The following is an 18327-nucleotide window of genomic DNA, read 5'->3' as shown; positions in this document are numbered from 1 at the left end:
GGCGGCGGGTCGCCCGCGGGCTCCCCGGCTAGCGGAGCAGGCGGCGGAAGACGTGCTCGGCCTTGCCGTACTGGTAGCCGAGCTTTTCCCAGGACCGGATCACGGCGTTGTTGGTGGCCTGCGTGACGAGGAAGGCGTGCTCCGCGCCGATCCCGCGCAGGTGATGGTTCACTTCCGCGATCAGCCGCACGTACCAGCCGCGGTGCCTCGGCGCCACGACGCTGAGCACCGGCTGCGCGAGCCGCAGGCCCCAGCCTTGCCAGTGTTCGCGGTGGTAGCGGACCGTGCAGAACGCCTCCGGCGACGCCACGTCGGGCACCAGCGTGGCGTCGGCGAACCCCCCGGCGATCGACGCGCGGACCCAGGTTTCCATCAGGCGGTCCGCGTCCTCGGGCGGAATCGCCGGGTCGGCGTGGAAGCGGTCGAACGGGTTCACGGTGTCGCGCGCGGCGCGGGCGAGCGAGGGCATGTCGGCCGGCGTGGCCAGCCGGGCGGGGTGGCGGTCGCCTTGCCAATCGGCCAGGGCGAGGTGGTAGTGGCAGCGGGTTTCGATCAGCTCGAAGCCGCTGGCGCAGAGGCTGCGGATGCCGGGCAGGTCGCGGGCATCCACCGTGCCGAACACGTAATCGATGCCGTGCTGCGCCGCCAGCGCCAGCGCGGCGCCGATGGCCGCGACCGCCGCGCCGGTGTCGGCCCGCGGCGGCGTGGGGCCGCGCGGGTCCACGCAGGCATGCAGGCGGGCCACCCCGCGGCCGAAGAACGCCGAGTCCCAGGGCAGGCGTTCCAGCAGCACCCAGCGTTCGTCGGCGCCCTTGCCGTGGCCGATGCGGAAGTCGTCGCGCGCATCCAGCGGACGCAGCAGGTGGTCGAGGTGCACGGCCAGGTCGTAGCGCCTGTCCACCTGCCGGATGAATCCATGCGGGGGCTCCAGGCCCGCGCGTTCGAGCCCCGCGCGGACCCCGGCGGCATCGCGCCTCTCCAGCAGCCGGCTCATGCGGCCGTGCTCCGGGAGGCGCCCGCCAGCCGCATGAACTCCCCGTAGTCGCGGATGTAGTCGTCCGGGTCGTAGTACTCGGAGGCGAACACGAGCAGCACCGCGTCGGCGGAATACTTGTACTGGATGCCCCAGACGCGCGGCGGCAGGTACAGCCCTAGCGACGGATCGTCGAGCAGGAATTCCTCGCGGTTGGCGCCGTCGTCGGCCACGATGCTGCAGCGGCCGCGCGCGCAGATCAGGAACTGCTTGCAGCGGTGGTGCGCGTGCTCGCCGCGCACCTCGGCGTTGGGCACGCCGAACACCATGAAGTAGCGCTTGGGCCGGAACGGCAGGTCGCGCTCGAATTCGCCGACCGTGAGGTTGCCGCGCAGGTCGATGACCTTGGGCAGGCGGTGCAGCGTGACGCCGTCCACGTGCGAGGCGAATGCGCCGGCTTCCGGCGCGGGCCGCGCGCCGGAAGCGGCGGGCGGCTCCGATGCGTGGACGAGGGTGTAGCCGGTGATCTGCGCCGGATTCCCCGACACGATGGCATGGGCGGGCACCGGGCGCAGGATGGTGGTGCCGGCCTGGATCAGCGCGCCGCGCGCGACGGTCACCGGCGCCAGGATCGACGCCGTGGCCGAGACGCGCACGTGCGGTTCGAGCACGATGGGCCGGTCCCCGTCGCTGCTTTCCAGCACCACGCCCGCTCCCAATGTGCAGTGGTCGCCGATGTGGCAGGGGCCGAGCACGATCGCGCCCGCCCCGATGCGCACGTGGTCGCCCAGCGTGACCCGGTCCCCGACGATGGCGCCCGGGGAGATGGCGCATTCGCGGCCGATGGCGGCCTGCGGTGAGACGATGGCGTCGCGGCTGATCATGCGGGCATCCAGGCATTGAGCCAGTCGTTGAGGTGGGCGCCGGCGAGCATCCAGTCGCGCCGCACCGCCTCGCGCAGCGCGTCGCCCATGCGCGCGGTGGCGTCCAGGTCGGCCAGGTGCATGCGGATGGCGTCCACCCACTCCTTGTAGCGGTTGCGCACGCGCGTCACCGGCAGCCCGCCGCGGTAGCAGACGATGTCGCTGCACACCACCGGGAAGCCGCAGGCGCCGTATTCGAGCAGGCGCAGGTTGCTCTTGCAGGCGTTGAAGACGTTGTCCTCCAGCGGCGCCAGCGCGAGGTCGAGGTCCAGCGAGGCCAGCTTGGCCGGGTACTGCCCGATCGGCACGCCCTCGTGGAGCTCGTGCACGTAGGGGCGCAGCTTCTCCGGGCACATGCCCAGGAACACCCACTCGACCTCGCCGGCGAGGTCGCGCACCACGTCGGCGATCAGCTCCAGGTCGCCGCGGTGGCCGCTGCCGCCGGCCCAGCCCACGCGCGGCCTGGCCGACCCGCGGCGGCGGCTGGCCGGCTGGCCCCACCAGTCCACCGGGAGGCGGTTGGCGACCACGCGGATGTCGGGGTGCATGTCCGCGAACTGCTCGGCCAGCGGCGCGGTGGAGACCACGAAGCGGTCGGTCAGCGCGACCGCCTGGCGCAGCGACTTCAGGATGTCCTTGGGCAGCCGGCTGCGGTGCACGCTCTTGAGCGGCAGGTTCGGCAGGTAGTCGTCCAGCTCGTAGACCTTGAAGGCGCGGCTGAAGTCGCGGTAGTTGCGCATGGCCGCAAGCTGGCCGTCGCCGAGCTGGCGCTGCAGCACGATCGATGACGGCGCGAAGCGCTCCATCGGGACCGGCAGCAGGTGCGCGGGGGCGATCATGCCCTCGGCCAGCCCTTCCCGCTGCATGGCGAGGAAGGGCTGCCGGATGCGGTAGTGGCCGCAGCCCTGCGCGTCGGCGGCCACGCAGAACATCCGCGGCAGCAGCGGCTGCTCGAACGGCTGCCAGGCCTGCTGCGGGAGCGGGTCCAGGTCGAAGCCGCCGCCGTCCAGGCTGAGGTTGCGGTTGTAGGCCGGGTCGCGCGCCAGCAGCGGCAGCCACTTGGCGTACATGGCCCGCTGCTCGCCCTCGAAGCGCTTGCGCTTGGCCTCCTGCGCGGTCCGGTCCACCTTGCGCTGGCTGACGCTGCCCTCGTGCATCAGCCGCGCGTAGGGCGTCCACACGGTGAGGTAGCCGGCCCGGTGCACCTTCAGGCACAGGTCCACGTCGTTGTACGAGACCTTGAAGTTCTCCTCGTCCAGGCCGCCGACCTCCTCGTACACCGACTTGCGGATCATCAGGCAGGCGGCGGTCACCGCGGTGTAGTTCTGGTCCACCTGCAGGCGGTGCATGTAGCCGGGCGCGTCCATCGGATCGCCGATGAAGGGATGGTCGGCCGGCCCGCGCAGGCCCAGCACCACGCCGGCGTGCTGGATGCGCCCGTCCGGGTAGTGCAGCTTGGCGCCGACGATGCCGACCTCCGGCCGCTGCGCGTGGTTGAGCAGCGCCTCGATCCAGTCCTCGTGCAGCACCGCGGTGTCGTTGTTGAGCAGGACCAGGTACTCGCCGCGCGCCTGCGCGGCGGCGAAGTTGTTGATCGCCGAGTAGTTGAACGGGTGCGGCCAGCGCAGCACGCGCAGCTGCGGGTTGTTCAGCCGCTCGATGCCGTCGAGGTAGGCGCAGGCGGCCGGGTCGCGGCTGTCGTTGTCGACGATCAGCAGCTCGTAGTTCCTGTAGCGGGTCTTGGCGAGCAGGCTGTCGATCAGGCCGTTGAGCATCGGCAGCTGGTCGCGGGTGGGGACGATGATCGAAACGGCCGGCTCGGCCTCGTGCAGGTAGGTGATGCGGTTGGAGCCGGCCAGCGCTCCCGGCTGCATGCGGTGGGGCACGCCGAGACGGTCGAGGTGGGCCGAGACCACCGCGCCGCTCAGGGCGGCGACCTCGGGGGTGGCGAGCCAGGCCGCGAAGGGCACCGCGGCGCGGTAGACCACTTCGGCCAGGTGCCCCACGGTGTGCAGGCCGAACCGCTCGACGCAGCGGAACAGGTGGTCGCAGTGGGCGAGGGCGCCGGCCTCCGCGCGCAGTCCGCCCGCCGCCAGCAGGGATTCGCGCCGCATCGCCAGCGTGCGGCCGATGTACGGGTAGCTACGCAGGAGATCGAGGTTCATGTCGGGCTTGAAGACCGGCTGCGCCGGCCCGTCGGGCAGCCACGCATCCTCGTCTGCATAGCAGCACGCCAGGTCGGGCTGTGCGGCGAACAGGCCGGCCAGCAGAAGCAGCGCATCGGCGTCCAGCGCGTCGCCCGCGTATAGCGGCAGCAGCCAGTCGGCGCTGGCGGTGGCGGCGACCGCGTTGAGCGCGGTCGCCCAGTCTCCGGCCAGCGGATGCGTTGCGATGCCACCGGGCAGCGCCTGCCGCACGTCGCTCAGCACGGTCACGGCCGTCGCCGGATGCGATTGCCGGTCCAGCGACTGCAGCGTATGCGCCAGCCGGTCCGCATCGCCGTCGGCGTCGACGACCAGCACGTGGAACGTGGCCGGCGCGGCGATGCGGCTCCGCGCCAGAGCGGCGCGTTCGGTGGACAGCCGCCGCGGCGCCAGCCAGTGCCGGTATTGCTCGTCGGGGGAAAGGGCGCGCACCACCAGGCCGGTGGTGCCGAGCTTGTCCAGCCGCTGGGCCGCCTCGAGGTTGTCGGCCAGCTTGCCCAGCAGCACGTCGAGCAGTTCCACGCGGTGCGCCGCGGTGGCCTCGTCGAGCTCGATGCGGGGCAGGCGCGCGGCGCGCTCGTAGAGCGCCTCGACCTGCGCCTGGAAGTGCGCGTCGCCATGGCACAGCCGCAGCATGCCGGCCATGAGCCGGCCGCGTTGCGCGCGCAGCGCCGGCGAGCCGATCAGCGCGCGCAGCTCCTGCCGGTAGCCGTCGGCGTCGTGCGAGACGTAGAGCGGCAGGGGCACCGCGTCCATGTCCATGGCGAAGCCGCACTCGCCCCACGCGGCCGGGCTGAACTTGAGCGCCGGCTTGCCGGCCGCGATCGCCTCGCACAGCGCCGTGCTCGACGAGGTGGGCACCGCGTCGAGGTAGATGTCGCAGGCGGCGTAGGCGGCGTGCAGCGCGTCCTGCTGGAGGTAGCCGGCCAGGTGCACGCGGCCCGGGTAGTCCGCGGCGAGGCTGGTGCCGGCCGGATCGCGGGCGAGCCCGACCAGCAGGACATGGACGCCGGGGTGTTCCTCGAGCACCGGGGCCAGCAGGTCGGCCATGGACAGGCCGTCGATCGGCATGAACTTGTATGCCGACCCGCAGGACAGCAGCAGCACGGCGTCGTCCGGAATGCCGTACCGGGCGCGGATGTCGACGGCCGGCGCCGCGTCGAGCGAGGTGAAGTCGAGCGGGATCGGGAGCCAGCCGATGTGCGGGCGCGCCACGCCGCGGCGTGTCACGGCGATGCGGGTGCCGTCGTCGTGCAGCGAGACGAGCAGGTTGCTTACGCTGGCGCCGATCCAGAACACGTGGTCGGCATGGTTCTCGAACAGCACGGGGGGCGGCGAGGCCATGCCGGCCAGCGCCACCACGGGCAACGGGTCGTTCGGATGGGTGTGCAGCACCGCGCGGTCGGCGGCGCCGAGCAACCGGCGCAGCCTTGCCGCGCGTTCCAGCAGGGAGTCGTCGTCGAGCGTCACCAGCTGGACCCGTCCGCTTTCGGCCAGCGCCTCGACCATCGGCGGGAGCGGCGCGTCGCCTTGCCGGGTGAGCACGAGCGTGTGGACCGATTGCGTGTCCAGCGCCATCCAGCGGCAGGCCAGCCGCGTGTGGCCGCCGATGGCGTGCGCCGAAGTCATCACGGTGAGCACCCGGCGCCGCTCGTCGGCGCGCGGGGCGGCTTCCGCGGCCTGGGGCAGCGCATGGCCGATGCGTGCCAGCAGGGCCTCCAGCCGGGGCGAGGAGAAGATGCCGCAGCCTTTCAGCCAGGCGATGGACGCGGCGGCCTGGGCAAGCTCGATCGCGGCATCCGGCTTGCCGTCGCCGATGGCCTTTTCCATGCGGTCGAGCCGTGCCTGGAATTCGGCGTGGTTCTGCGCGAGGCGCTCTTCTGTCTGCATCGATGAGGGGTTCCGGATGCGCCCGCCGGCGCGCTGCGAAAGCGTGGCGCCGCCGGTTTTTTGTCGCCGCGGCGCCTGTCCGGGGTGGAAGCAGCAAGGTTGGTGCCAATGGACGGGCCGCCGGGCCGGACGCCGCCGCGCGCGATCCGGCACGCCGGCCGGCTACGGTTGTCCGGCCGTTTGCCGATACCCGGGGCGGCGCATCGCGCACGCCGCGCCAATGTCAAGCGTTTCCCCGGAAATATTGCTCAAGAAATGTCCGAGGGCGCCGAAAAGCTCCCCGAGGCGGTTGGCACTCCGGTCTGGAGCACCGCCGGAATGAACATCCGACAGCTTCAAGACCGATTCTTAGGAGACACCCATGTCACTGGTCATCAACACCAACGTTTCCTCGCTGAACGCGCAGAACAACCTGTCCAAGTCGCAGAGCGCGCTGGCCACCGCCACGCAGCGCCTGTCCTCGGGCCTGAAGATCAACAGCGCCGCCGACAACGCCGCGGGCTTTGCGATCTCGCAGCGCTACACCACGCAGATCGGCGGCCTGAACCAGGCCAGCGCCAACGCCTCCGACGCCATCAACCTGGCGCAGACCGCCGGCTCGGCGCTGGACCAGGTGACCGCCAACCTGCAGGCGATCCGCGACCTGGCCGTGCAGGCCGCCAACGGCACCTACACCGATTCGGACCGTTCCTCGATCGACCAGGAAGTGCAGCAGCGCCTGGCCGAGATCACCCGCATCGCCAACCAGACCACCTTCAACGGCTCCAAGGTGCTGGACGGCTCGCTGGGCACCAAGAGCTTCCAGGTCGGCGCCGACGTGGGCCAGACCATCAGCGTGAGCCTGGGCACCAGCGTGAAGTCCGCCGACATCGGCAAGATCGCCCAGGTGGAGACCACCAACCTGAGCGGCGCGTTCGTCGACGCCAGCGGCAACGCCACGACGGTGGACCTGAGCAAGATCGCCATCACCGGCACCGACGGCAAGGCCGTCACGCTCGCCGGCACGGCCAGCAGCGCCCAGGACCTGGCCGACAAGATCAACGCGGCGGGCATCACCGGCGTCAGCGCCGCGGTGGACGGCAAGGGCGGCATCAGCCTGTTCGCGGCCGGCAGCTTCAGCATCAACGACTCGGGCTCGATCGCCTCGGGCTCCGTGCTCGGCTCCGGCGCGATCACCGACAGCGCCTACAAGAACGGCGCCTCCACCGCCAGCGACATCGGCTCGGGCACCATCGACACCGCCGGCTCGCTGGAAGGCTCCGACGTGCTGACCGTCAACAACGCCAACGCGCTGATCTCCCGCGTGGACGTGGCCCTGAAGACGGTGAGCGACTTCGCGGCGCAGCTGGGCGCGGTGCAGAACCGCTTCCAGTCCACCATCTCCACGGTGGCGGCGCAGACGACCAACCTGCAGTCCTCGCAGTCGACCATCCAGGACGCGGACTTCGCGGCCGAGACGGCGGCGCTGAGCAAGGCGCAGGTGCTGCAGCAGGCCGGCATCTCGGTGCTCGCCCAGGCCAACTCCAACCCGCAGCAGGTGCTCAAGCTGCTGCAGTGACGAGGCCGCAGGGGACCGCCCGCGGGCCGGTCGCGCCGCGGACGGTTCCCGCTTCTTCCGGCGACGGCGCCCCTCGCGGGCGCCGTCGTCGTTTTGCCGGGCGGGCCGCCCGCGCGGGGCGCCCGGCGGATCGCGGGTCCGCGCGCCTGCCGTCCGGTATCCCGCCGGTGCCGCCGCGGCGCTCAAGCTGGCGCCGCCGCGGCGCTCAAGCTGGCGCCGTCGCGGCCGATCCAGTAGGGGCCGGGCGCGGGAGCGTCCGGCTTCGGGAACAGGGGTCCCTCCGCGGTGGCGGCCGTTGCGGCCGCCATCGTGGCGGGGATTCCGGGCAAGCCCATGCGGTTGGCGCGGGATTTGCCTGCAATGTCCCGGCCCCGGTCCCGGGGCAACGGACCACCATCGGACGCCGCGACATGACCACGATCTCCAGTCTCAACAGCACGACGACGGGCACGTCGAATTCTTCGGGCAGCTCGACTTCGTCCAGCTCGTCCAGCAGCGCCGTCCTCAGCTCCGCCGGCATCGGCTCGGGCCTGGACGTCGACGCCATCGTCACCGCGCTGGTCAACGCCAAGAAGGCCGGCCCGTCGCAGCAGATCAGCAACCAGACCACCCAGCTGCAGGCGCAGGAGGCCGGGCTGACCGCGCTCGGCAGCGCGCTCAACTCGCTGCAGTCCACGCTGGACAAGCTGGCCAGCAGCATCACCTACAACACCTACTCGGCGACGCTGTCGGACACCGCGCTGGGCACCACCAGCACGCTGCCCAACGCGCAGCCGGGCACCTACAAGGTGGTGGTGGACCACCTGGCCACCGCGCAGAAGCGCGCCAGCGACGCTTATCCGGCGGGCAGCACGGTCGGCGCCGGAACCTTGACGATCAGCGTCGGCGGCAAGTCGATGGACCTCGCCGTCTCCGGCACCGACTCCCTCGGCAGCCTCGCCACGGCGATCAACCAGTCCGCCGACAACCCCGGCGTGCAGGCCACCGTCGTCAACGGCGCCAGCGGCGCGCAGCTGCTGCTGACCTCGACCAAGACCGGCGTGGCCAACGCCTTCACGGTAAGCGCCAGCGCCGACAGCGACAGCGGCCTGTCCGCGCTGGCCGCCAGGCTGGATGCGGCGGGCGACAACGAGGCCAGGGACGCCAGCCTGAGCATCGACGGCATCGCGGTGACCAGCGCCAGCAACTCGGTGAGCGGCGTGCTCAACGGCGTGACCCTCAACCTGGCCGCCACCGGCAGCGCCACGCTGACGGTGAGCCAGGACACCAGCGCGGTGGAGAGCGCGCTCGACGACTTCGTCAGCGCCTACAACAGCTACGCCTCCACGGTGTCCACGCTGAGCAGCTACGACCAGGACAGCAAGACCGCCGGCGTGCTGCTCGGCGACACCACGCTGCTGTCGATCCAGCGGCAGATCAACAGCGTGCTGAGCGGCAAGGTGGCGGGCAACGCCATCGGCTCGCTGGCGGCGCTGGGCGTCACCCGCAACGCCGACGGCACGCTGTCGCTGGACAGCGGCAAGCTGGGCGACGCGCTCAAGGACAACCCCGGCGCGGTGCAGGACCTGTTCGCCGGCGCCAACGGCTACGCCACCCGGCTCAACAGCGCGCTGGACGGCTTCACCGCCAGCGACGGCATCATCGCCACGCGCACGGCCAGCATCGAGAAGCAGCTCACCAGCCTGAGCAAGAAGTCGGCCGACCTGGACGCGCGCATGAGCGCGTACGAGGCGCAGCTGCGCCAGCAGTACACCGCGCTGGACACGCTGATGTCCTCGCTCAACAACACCAGCAGCTACCTCACCAGCGCGCTCAAGCAGCTGGAGGACAGCTACACCTCTTCGGACAACTGACGGGGAACCCGCCATGACCTACGGCTACATGCGCCAGGCCAGCGCGATGTACCAGCAGACCCGCGCGCAGGGCAGCGTCGAGGGCGCCGACCCGCACCAGCTCACCGCCATGCTGCTGGACGGGGCCATCGAGCGCATCACCCAGGCGCGCGGCCACATCCGCCACCGCGACGTGCCGGCCAAGGGCGCGGCCATCTCCAAGGCCATCGCCATCGTCGGCGAGCTGCGCGCCAGCCTGGACCACCAGGCCGGCGGCGACCTCGCGCGGCGGCTGGACTCGCTGTACGACTACGTGACCCGGCGCCTGCTGTTCGGGCAGCTGCACGACGACGACCGCGCGCTGGCCGAGTGCGTCGACCTGCTGGAGCCGGTGCGGGAAGGCTGGCGCGGCATCCGCGCCGAGTATCTCGCCGGCCGCGCCGGCAGCGCGGCATGAGCGCCGCCGGCCACGCCGCGCTGGAGCAGGCGCTGGCGCTGAGCGACTCGATGCTCGCCGCCGCGCGCGAGGACCGCTGGGACGCGGTGGTGGAGCTGGACGGCCGGCGCCAGCCGCTGCTGCACGCCGGGCATCCGCGCGACCCGCGCAGCGGCAGCCTGCTCAGGCAGCTGCTCGAACGCAACACGGAACTGCTGGCGCTGGCCGGCCGCGCCCGCGAGGCCGCCGCCGCGGCGCTGGGCCGGCACAGCCACGCCCACCGCGCGCTGCGCGCCTACGTCGGCCTGGCCGGCTAGCCGGCCGCGCCGCCGCTGGCCCTGGCGCGCGCCGGGGCCGAGAATGCGCCAGACCACGCCCGGGAGCGCCGCCATGTCCATGCCCGTCCGGACCGAATTCGCCCAGCGGATGGCCTTCGAGGGCCGCCTGCACGTCCGCTTCGAGGCCGCCGCCGCCGCGCCGGACGACGCGCAATTGCAGGCGCTGGCCGAGCGCAACGCGCACCTGCTCGGCGCGATCGCCCTGCTGGAGGAGCGCCGCGCGGAGCGCGAGCGCGACGAGGACGGTGCCATGGCGCAGGAGCTGGCGCGCCTGGACGCCAAGCTCAGCCTGCTGATCGAGATCGTCAACCGCCTGCTGGCGCCGGCCGCCTCGCTGCCGCCGCGCCAGCCCGTGCGCTTCAACGGGCTGGGCGCGGAAGTGCCCGCCGCCCTGGTGCCCGCCGATGCCGCGCAGGGCCGGCTGCTGCTGCATTTCGACGCCTGCCCGGCGCTGCCGCTGGAGCTGGCCTGCCGCGTCGAGATGGCGGCGGAAACGGCGTTCCTCGCCTTCGTGCAGGCCGGCGAGGCGGTCGAGGAGGGACTCGACCGTTTCGTTTTTCGTCACCATCGGCGCAAATTGGCCGATGTGCGTCAGTCGACAGCTTGAGGCGTCGATTTCCTCACGCCACGACGTGTGAGGTGGATCACATTTTGCGTGTGAAGCGCTGCGCATCTCGAAACTTTTCCGACGCCGCCATTTTTCCGTTGCGGCGGCCGCCTGCCGCGCAAGGGCACCCGTCCCGACCTTCCGCACGGTTCGCGCAAGCCCGTGGGGAAAACGTTTCCACGCCGCCCCCTGCGCCGCCCTCCGCGGACGCATCGTCGCGATGTGACGCGGCAGGTCCATTCCGGCGCCGGCGCCGCGACGCGGCGCTGGCACGCGCCATGCTCCCTGTTCCGCGACGACCGGCGACGGAAAGCCGGCACGCCAATCGCCAGTCCCGGCGGGAGTCGCCGGGACGGCACGGAGAAGCAGGGGTAGAGCAAATGAGCAAGATCGATTTCCTGGTTATCGAGTCGGATGCCGCACGCGCTGAATCGGTGGTCGCAGCATTGCAGTTCCTCGGTTACCACCCGCAGCGCGGCGAGGAATGCCTGGTGGCGGAGGAATCGACCCATGCCTGGCGCGCCGTGTACGTCGGCGGCGTCGCGGACGCGGCGGAGGCCGAGCGCCAGTTCGCCCTGCTGGGCGCCGCCGCGGCGCAGGTGCCGCTGCTGGCGGCCGCGGACTCGCCGTGGGCCGCGCGCCTGGGCGCCGCCGGCTCGCCGTTCGCGCAGCGCATGGCCACCATCGCCTTCCCGCTGCGCTACGAGGCGCTGGCCGAGGCGATGCGCGGCCTGTACGCGCGCCTGCTCGGCAGCCGTCGCGGCGAGCTGCGCTTCGTCGGCGAGTCCGCGCCGATGGCGCGCGTCAACGCGCTGATCCGCCAGGTGGCGCCGTTCGACTCCAGCGTGCTGGTGCTGGGCGAGTCGGGCACCGGCAAGGAGATGGTGGCGCGCACCATCCACGAGTGCTCGCCGCGCCGCGACAAGCCGTTCGTGGCGATCAACTGCGGCGCGATCCCCGCCGAGCTGCTGGAGAGCGAGCTGTTCGGCCACGAGAAGGGCGCCTTCACCGGCGCGATCAGCGCGCGCAAGGGCCGCTTCGAGCTGGCCGAGGGCGGCACGCTGTTCCTCGACGAGATCGGCGACATGAGCCTGCCGATGCAGGTGAAGCTGCTGCGCGTGCTGCAGGAGCGCGTGTTCGAGCGCGTCGGCGGCACCCGCAGCCAGCGCTGCGACGTGCGCATCATCGCCGCCACCCACCGCAACCTGGAGCAGGCCATCGCCGAGGGCCGCTTCCGCGAGGACCTGTACTACCGCCTGAGCGTGTTCCCGCTGGAGCTGCCGGCGCTGCGCGAGCGGCTGGACGACCTGCCGGTGCTGATCGACGAGTTCAACCAGCGCCTGGCGCGCCGCGGCCTGTCCTGCGTGCGCTTCGGCGCCAGCGCGCTGCAGGCGCTGGCCGGCTATCCCTGGCCGGGCAACGTGCGCGAGCTGAGCAACCTGGTCGAGCGCCTGGCCATCCTGTACCCGCAGGGCGAGGTGCGCGCGGCCGACCTGCCGGAGAAGTACCGCGGCCAGCCGCAGCCGGAGGAAACGCGCGGCGCCGCGCTGCTGGCGATGATGGACGCGCGCGCCCCGGCCGCGGCCGTCGCGCCGGCCCCGGCGCCGGCGCACGACGCCACCCTGCTGCCGGAGGGCGGCATCGACCTGAAGGACCACCTGGCCGACATCGAGGTGGGCCTGATCCGCCAGGCGCTCGACGCCACCGGCGGCGTGGTCGCGCACGCGGCCAAGCTGCTGCGCATGCAGCGCACCACGCTGGTGGAGAAGCTGCGCAAGTACGGCATGCAGGGAAGCCTCGCGGCGTGATCCCGCCCCCTGCCCGTCATTCCGGCGCAAGCCGGAATCTGGTCCGGATGCGTCGTGCGAAGCACTCGAAACAGGTTTTGCGTGCTTCGCACCCGTACTTGACTGGATCCCGGCCTTCGCCGGAATGACGGCGGGGGAAGGCGGGGCGGGGGGCGGCCATCCCGCGCCCGTGCACCGCCTGATCCGCGATGGCACACCTCGTGCTTCTACCCCTTCGCAAGCCCGCCACGCGCTGGAAAACCGACATGAGCCAGATCGACGTCAACAACCTGCTGGGCCAGCTGCGCCAGCTCTCGGCGCAGGTGCGCATGCCGGAGACCGCGCTGAAGTCCGCCGCGCCCGCGCAGGCGGATTTCGGCGCGCTGCTGAAGCAGTCGCTCGCCGCGGTGGGCGACAGCCAGCAGCAGGCCGGCCAGCTGGCCGCCGCGTTCGAGCGCGGCGATCCCGGCGCGGACCTGGGCCGCACCATGGTGGCGATCCAGAAGGCCGACCTCTCGCTCAACGCGATGGTGCAGGTGCGCAACCGGCTGGTCGACGCCTACAAGGACATCATGAACATGCCGGTCTGACCGGCGCCACGCACGAAGCACACGGATAACGAGCGCACTCCATGGCCGACAACGCCATCGCGACCACCGACGAGAAGGGCTCCGCGCAGCGGTTCGACCTCAGGCAGCTCGCGCGCAGCCCGGCGACGCGCCAGCTGCTGCTGCTGGTCGGCATGGCCGCGGCGGTGGCGCTGGGCGTGGCGGTGGTGCTGTGGTCGCGCGGCCCCAGCTACGGCCTGCTGTACGCCGGGCTGGACCAGAAGGACGCCGCGGCGATCGCGCAGGCGCTGCAGGCGTCCAGCACGCCCTACCAGCTCGGCGCCGACGGCAGCTCGATCATGGTGCCGGCGGCCGACCTGGCCGCGGTGCGCCTCAAGCTCGCCGCGCAGGGCCTGCCGCAGGGCAGCGCCGCCAGCAGCGCGGTGCCGGCGGCGGACTCGCCGTTCGGCATGAGCGACCTGGCCGAGCGCACGCGCTACCAGCAGATGCTGGAGACCGACCTGGGCAACACCATCGGCAGCCTGCAGGGCGTGCGCGCCGCGCGCGTGCACCTGGCGCTGCCCAAGCCCTCGGCCTTCGTGCGCGACAGCCGCCAGGCCAGCGCCTCGGTGCTGCTCACGCTGTACCCCGGCCGCCAGCTCGACGCCGGCCAGGTGGCGGCGATCGTGCACCTGGTCGCCGCCAGCGTGCCGGACCTCGACGCCGGCCAGGTGTCGGTGGTCGACCAGCAGGGCCAGCTGCTCACCAGCAGCGGCCCGGACAGCCTGGCCGCGGTGGGCGACAGCCGCCTGCGCCTGGCCACGCGCATCGAGAACACCTACGCGCAGCGCATCGAGGAGCTGCTGACCCCGCTGGTCGGCCCCGGCAAGGTGCGCGCGCAGGTCTACGCCGACCTCGACTTCAGCCAGACCGAGAAGGCCACCGAGACCTACGGCCACGACCATCCCGCGCTGCGCAGCGAGCAGGTGAGCAGCGAGCAGCACAGCGGCGCCGCGCAGGGCGGCGGCGTGCCGGGCGCGCTCAGCAACCAGCCGCCGAACACGGTGGCGCAGCCCACCGCGGCGCAGCCGAACGCGGGGCAGGGCGCCGCCGCGGCCAAGCCGGCGGCCGGCGCCGCAGAGGGCACCGCGCAGGCGGCCACGCCCACCGACAGCTCCAGCAGCGCCACGCGCAACTACGAGCTGGACCGCACCATCAGCCACGTCAGCGACCCGGCCGGCCGGCTGGCCCGGCTCACCGTCGCGGTGGTGGTGGACAACAAGCTGGTGCACGGTCCCAAGGGCGACGCCAGCGAGCCGTTCAGCGCGCAGGAGCTGGCGCACTTCACCGAGCTGGCGAAGAACGCGGTGGGCTTCGACGCCAGCCGCGGCGACAGCGTCAGCGTGGTCAACCAGCCGTTCCACCAGGCGCCCGCGGCGGACGCCCCGGCCGAGCTGCCGCTGTGGCAGCGCCCCGGCATGCTCGACCTGATCAAGCAGGGTGCCGGCGTGCTGATCGCGCTGCTGGTGGCCTTCGGCCTGCTGCGCCCGCTGCTCAAGGGCCTGCTGCGCGGCCCCGCGCCGGCGCAGGCGCTGGCGGTGGCCGGCGGCGGCGCGATGCCGAGCGTGTCGGTGCGCATCGACGACGAGCCGGAGCCGGCGCCCGACCGCAGCCGGCTGGGCGCGCCGCAGAACCTGGGCTACGAGCAGCGCATCGGCATCGCGCGCCGGATGGTCGCCGAGAACCCCAAGCAGGTCGCGCAGGTGGTCAAGAACTGGGTGAGCGAAGATGGCAACTGATCACTCGCACATCACCGGCGCGCAGCGCGCCGCGATCCTGCTGCTCACCCTGGGCGAGCAGGACGCCGCCGAGGTGCTCAAGCACCTGTCCGCGCGCGACGTGCAGGCGGTGGGCTCGGCGATGGCCGGCCTCACCAGCGTCTCGCGCGAGCAGGTCACCCAGGTGCTGGACAGGCTCAGCGAGGACATGGGGCGGCACACCTCGCTGGGCGTGGGCACCGAGGAGTACATCCGCAAGATCCTGGTCAACGCGCTGGGCGAGAGCAAGGCCGGCGGCCTGATCGACCGCATCCTGCTCGGCCGCTCCAGCAAGGGGCTGGAGTCGCTCAAGTGGATGGAGAGCCGCGCCATCGCCGAGATGATCAACCAGGAGCACCCGCAGATCATCGCGCTGGTGCTGGCGCACCTGGAGCCCGACCAGGCCGCCGAGGTGATCGGCTACCTGCCGCCGCGCGTGCGCTCGGACGCGGTGATGCGCATCGCCACGCTCGACGGCGTGCAGCCGCACGCGCTCAACGAGCTGGACGAGATCATGGAGCGCCAGTTCAACGGCACCACCAACAAGCTCAAGTCGGCCAACGTGGGCGGCCTGAAGGCCGCGGCCAACATCCTCAACGCGATGGAGACCAGCCGCGAGGCCGAGCTGATGGCGGCGATCCGCAGCCAGGACCCGAACCTCGGCGGGCGCATCGAGGAGCTGATGTTCGTGTTCGACGACCTCGCCGACATCGACGACCGCAGCATGCAGACGCTGCTGCGCGAGGTGCCCAGCGCGCGCCTGATCGTGGCGCTGAAGGGCGCCGAGCCGGGCGTGCGCGAGAAGATCTTCGCCAACATGTCCAAGCGCGCCGCCGACATGCTGCGCGACGACCTGGAGGTGGCCGGCCCGGTGCGCCTGTCCGAGGTCGACGCGGCGCAGAAGGAAGTGCTCGCCATCGCGCGCCGGCTGGCCGACGCCGGGCAGATCACGCTGTCCGGCACGGGTGACGAACTGGTCACATGAGCGGCGTGCTGAACCGCGAGGAGGTGGCGGCCTTCCAGCGCTGGGAGCTGCCGCTGGTGGGCGAGGCGCCGGCGCCCGAGCCGTCCGGGGAAGCGCCGCGCCCCACCGTCAGCGAGCTGGAGGCGCTGGAGCGCCAGGCGCGCGAGGAAGGCTACGCCGCCGGCCGCCGCGAGGGCCTGGCCGACGCGCAGCGCGAGCTGGCCGCGCGGCTGGCGCGCCTCGACGCGCTGCTGGCCGCCGCCGCGCGCCCATTGGAGGCGCTCGACGCCGCGGTGGAGCAGGAGCTGGCGCGGCTCGCCCTGGTCGCCGCGCGGCAGGTGCTCGCGCACGAGCTGAAGACCGACCCGGCGCTGGTGGTGCACGCCGTGCGCCAGGCCGCGCTGGCGCTGCCGGCGGCCACGCGCGAGCTGCGCGTCCACCTGCACCCGGACGACCTGGCGTTGCTGCGCTCGCTGGACGCCGCCGAGCCGCACTGGCGGCTGCTGCCCGACCCCGCGCTGGCGCGCGGCGACTGCCGCATCGAGAGCGAGAGCTCGCGGCTGGACGCGCGCGTGGAGGCGCGCCTGGCCGCGGTGATCGACGCCGTGCTCGGTGCCGGCGAGGACGACGACGGCGCCGGGGAGGCCGGCGCGTGAACGCGGCGCCGCGCCCGCTGCGCTGGAGCGAACAGCTGGCGCGCCGCCGCCAGCGCGCCGAGCGCGCGCGCACGCTGGTGGTGGAGGGCCGGCTGCGCCGCGTGGTCGGCCTCACGCTGGAGGCCGAGGGCTGCGAGGCGCCGCTGGGCGCGCGCTGCCTGGTCGACGCCGCCGACGGCACGCTGCTGGACACCGAGGTGGTCGGCTTCGCCGACGAGCGCCTGCTGCTGATGCCGGTGGGCGAGATGCACGGCGTGCTGCCCAACGCGCGCGTGCGCCCGCTGGCGCACGCCGGCGGCCTGCCGGTGGGCGAGCACCTGCTCGGCCGCGTGGTCGGCGCCGACGGCCTGCCGCTGGACGGCCTGGGGCCGCTGGACGCCGCCGAGCACGCCGCGCTCAAGCGCGAGCCGATCAACCCGATGGCGCGCAAGCCGATCGACACGCCGCTGGACACCGGCGTGCGCGCGATCAACGCCCTGCTCACCGTGGGCCGCGGCCAGCGCCTGGGCCTGTTCGCCGGCTCCGGCGTGGGCAAGTCCACGCTGCTGGGCATGATGACCCGCTACACCGACGCCGACGTGGTGGTGGTCGGCCTGATCGGCGAGCGCGGCCGCGAGGTCAAGGAATTCGTCGAGCACACGCTGGGCGAGGAAGGCCGCCGCCGCGCGGTGATCGTGGCCGCGCCGGCCGACGCGCCGCCGCTCAAGCGCCTGCGCGGCGCGCAGTACGCCACCGCCATCGCCGAGTGGTTCCGCGACCGCGGCCAGCGCGTGCTGCTGCTGATGGACTCGCTGACCCGCTACGCGCAGGCGCAGCGCGAGATCGCGCTGGCGATCGGCGAGCCGCCGGCCACCAAGGGCTACCCGCCCTCGGTGTTCGCCCTGCTGCCGGCGCTGGTGGAGCGCGCCGGCAACGACGCCCAGGGGCGCGGCTCCATCACCGCCTTCTACACCGTGCTCACCGAGGGCGACGACTACCGCCACGACCCGATCGCCGACGCCGCGCGCGCGATCCTGGACGGCCACGTCGTGCTCTCGCGCGACCTCGCCGAGGCCGGCCACTACCCGGCCATCGACATCGAGGCCTCGATCAGCCGCGTGATGCCGGCGGTGGCCACGCGCGAGCACGTTCGCGCGGCGCAGCGCTTCCGCCAGGTCTATTCGGCCTACCGCCAGCAGCGCGACCTGATCGCGGTGGGCGCCTACCAGAAGGGCTCCGACCCGCAGGTGGACCAGGCCATCGCGATGTGGCCGAAGCTCCGGGCGTTCCTGCAGCAGGAGGTGGACGAGCCGGTGACGCTCGCCGCCGGCATCGCGGCCCTCGCCGCGCTCGCCGAGGAGGCCGGCACATGAGCGATCGCGCCGAACGCCTGCAGCCGGCCGCCGACCAGGCCCGGCAGCGCAGCGAGGACGCCGTGCAGCGGCTGGCCGAGCAGCAGCAGGCGCTGATCAAGGCCGAGCGCCAGCTCGCCGAGCTGCGCGGCTACCGGCAGGAATACGCGCTGGACGAGGGCGGCGGGGGCCTGAGCGTGGCCGCGCTGCTCAACCGCCAGCAGTTCGTCGAGCGCATCGACCGCGCGATCGCGCAGCAGCAGCGCGAGATCGAGCGGCAGCGGCGCATGCTCGAGCACGCCCGCGCGCAGTGGCGCGAGGCGCACGCCCGCGAGGCGGCGCTGGACAGCGTGATCGGCCGCTACCGCGAGGAGGAGCGCAAGCGCGAGGAGCGCCGCGAACAGAACGAGGTGGACGAGCGCGCGCAGCGCCGCCGCCCGCCCGGCGAGCGCTCGCCATGACG

At 72.8% G+C, this 18327-nt stretch carries 15 protein-coding genes; 12 read left to right on the top strand and 3 right to left on the bottom strand.

Translation table 11 applies throughout. The features are described 5' to 3' along the window. Positions 1-28: 28 nt before the first annotated feature. From C7456_RS14745 to C7456_RS14735, 3 genes are read right to left on the bottom strand one after another with little or no spacing between them, the layout of a single operon-like run. A complete protein-coding gene (locus tag C7456_RS14745) occupies positions 29-994 on the bottom strand; it encodes a GNAT family protein (RefSeq protein ID WP_109724572.1) in 966 nt (321 codons plus the stop codon). Further along, positions 991-1857 (bottom strand): WxcM-like domain-containing protein, encoded by an 867-nt coding sequence (locus tag C7456_RS14740; RefSeq protein WP_109724571.1) that lies wholly within the window; start codon positions 1855-1857, stop codon positions 991-993. Before C7456_RS14740 ends, C7456_RS14745 begins: the two co-directional genes overlap by 4 nt. Beyond that, positions 1854-5990, bottom strand: coding sequence for a glycosyltransferase (locus tag C7456_RS14735; protein ID WP_109724570.1), 4137 nt, complete (start codon positions 5988-5990; stop codon positions 1854-1856). The genes C7456_RS14740 and C7456_RS14735 overlap by 4 nt, the downstream gene beginning before the upstream one ends. Before the next feature lie 361 nt (positions 5991-6351). On the opposite strand from C7456_RS14735, the gene C7456_RS14730 reads away from it, so the two are divergent. The 12 genes from C7456_RS14730 (at position 6352) to fliJ (ending at position 18325) form a co-directional block, all read left to right on the top strand. Further along, positions 6352-7548 carry a flagellin N-terminal helical domain-containing protein gene (locus tag C7456_RS14730; protein ID WP_109724569.1) on the top strand — a complete coding sequence of 399 codons (1197 nt, stop codon included), beginning with the start codon at positions 6352-6354 and terminating at the stop codon, positions 7546-7548. A 410-nt stretch (positions 7549-7958) separates the two neighbouring features. Next, positions 7959-9401 (top strand): flagellar filament capping protein FliD, encoded by a 1443-nt coding sequence (gene fliD / locus C7456_RS14725; RefSeq protein ID WP_109724568.1) that lies wholly within the window; start codon positions 7959-7961, stop codon positions 9399-9401. Positions 9402-9414: 13 nt separating this feature from the next. Further along, positions 9415-9837 (top strand): flagellar export chaperone FliS, encoded by a 423-nt coding sequence (fliS, locus tag C7456_RS14720; protein WP_109724567.1) that lies wholly within the window; start codon positions 9415-9417, stop codon positions 9835-9837. Next, positions 9834-10133, top strand: a complete 300-nt coding sequence (gene fliT, locus C7456_RS14715) for a flagellar protein FliT (RefSeq protein ID WP_109724566.1) — start codon at positions 9834-9836, stop codon at positions 10131-10133. The genes fliS and fliT overlap by 4 nt, the downstream gene beginning before the upstream one ends. Positions 10134-10206: 73 nt before the next feature. After that, positions 10207-10761 (top strand): PilZ domain-containing protein, encoded by a 555-nt coding sequence (locus C7456_RS14710; protein ID WP_170120229.1) that lies wholly within the window; start codon positions 10207-10209, stop codon positions 10759-10761. Between the two features lie 380 nt (positions 10762-11141). Further along, positions 11142-12569, top strand: coding sequence for a sigma-54 dependent transcriptional regulator (locus C7456_RS14705; protein WP_109724564.1), 1428 nt, complete (start codon positions 11142-11144; stop codon positions 12567-12569). 245 nt (positions 12570-12814) lie between these two features. Next, on the top strand, positions 12815-13138 hold the full coding sequence (gene fliE, locus C7456_RS14700) for a flagellar hook-basal body complex protein FliE (protein WP_109724563.1): 324 nt from the start codon (positions 12815-12817) through the stop codon (positions 13136-13138). Positions 13139-13179: 41 nt separating this feature from the next. Beyond that, positions 13180-14895 carry a flagellar basal-body MS-ring/collar protein FliF gene (gene fliF / locus C7456_RS14695; RefSeq protein ID WP_109724562.1) on the top strand — a complete coding sequence of 572 codons (1716 nt, stop codon included), beginning with the start codon at positions 13180-13182 and terminating at the stop codon, positions 14893-14895. A 10-nt stretch (positions 14896-14905) separates the two neighbouring features. Further along, entirely contained in the window at positions 14906-15898 is a 993-nt protein-coding gene (fliG, locus tag C7456_RS14690) for a flagellar motor switch protein FliG (protein ID WP_211306335.1), read from the top strand. Continuing rightward, positions 15895-16533, top strand: coding sequence for a FliH/SctL family protein (locus C7456_RS14685; protein WP_109724560.1), 639 nt, complete (start codon positions 15895-15897; stop codon positions 16531-16533). Before fliG ends, C7456_RS14685 begins: the two co-directional genes overlap by 4 nt. Continuing rightward, on the top strand, positions 16530-17885 hold the full coding sequence (fliI, locus tag C7456_RS14680) for a flagellar protein export ATPase FliI (protein ID WP_109724559.1): 1356 nt from the start codon (positions 16530-16532) through the stop codon (positions 17883-17885). The genes C7456_RS14685 and fliI overlap by 4 nt, the downstream gene beginning before the upstream one ends. After that, entirely contained in the window at positions 17882-18325 is a 444-nt protein-coding gene (fliJ, locus tag C7456_RS14675; RefSeq protein WP_109724558.1) for a flagellar export protein FliJ, read from the top strand. Before fliI ends, fliJ begins: the two co-directional genes overlap by 4 nt. Positions 18326-18327: the final 2 nt, after the last annotated feature.

This window comes from Fulvimonas soli, assembly GCF_003148905.1.
Classification (GTDB): Bacteria; Pseudomonadota; Gammaproteobacteria; order Xanthomonadales; family Rhodanobacteraceae; genus Fulvimonas; species Fulvimonas soli.
Note: the sequence above shows the minus strand (reverse complement) of the source record. Positions and strands in the feature narration are given on the sequence as shown.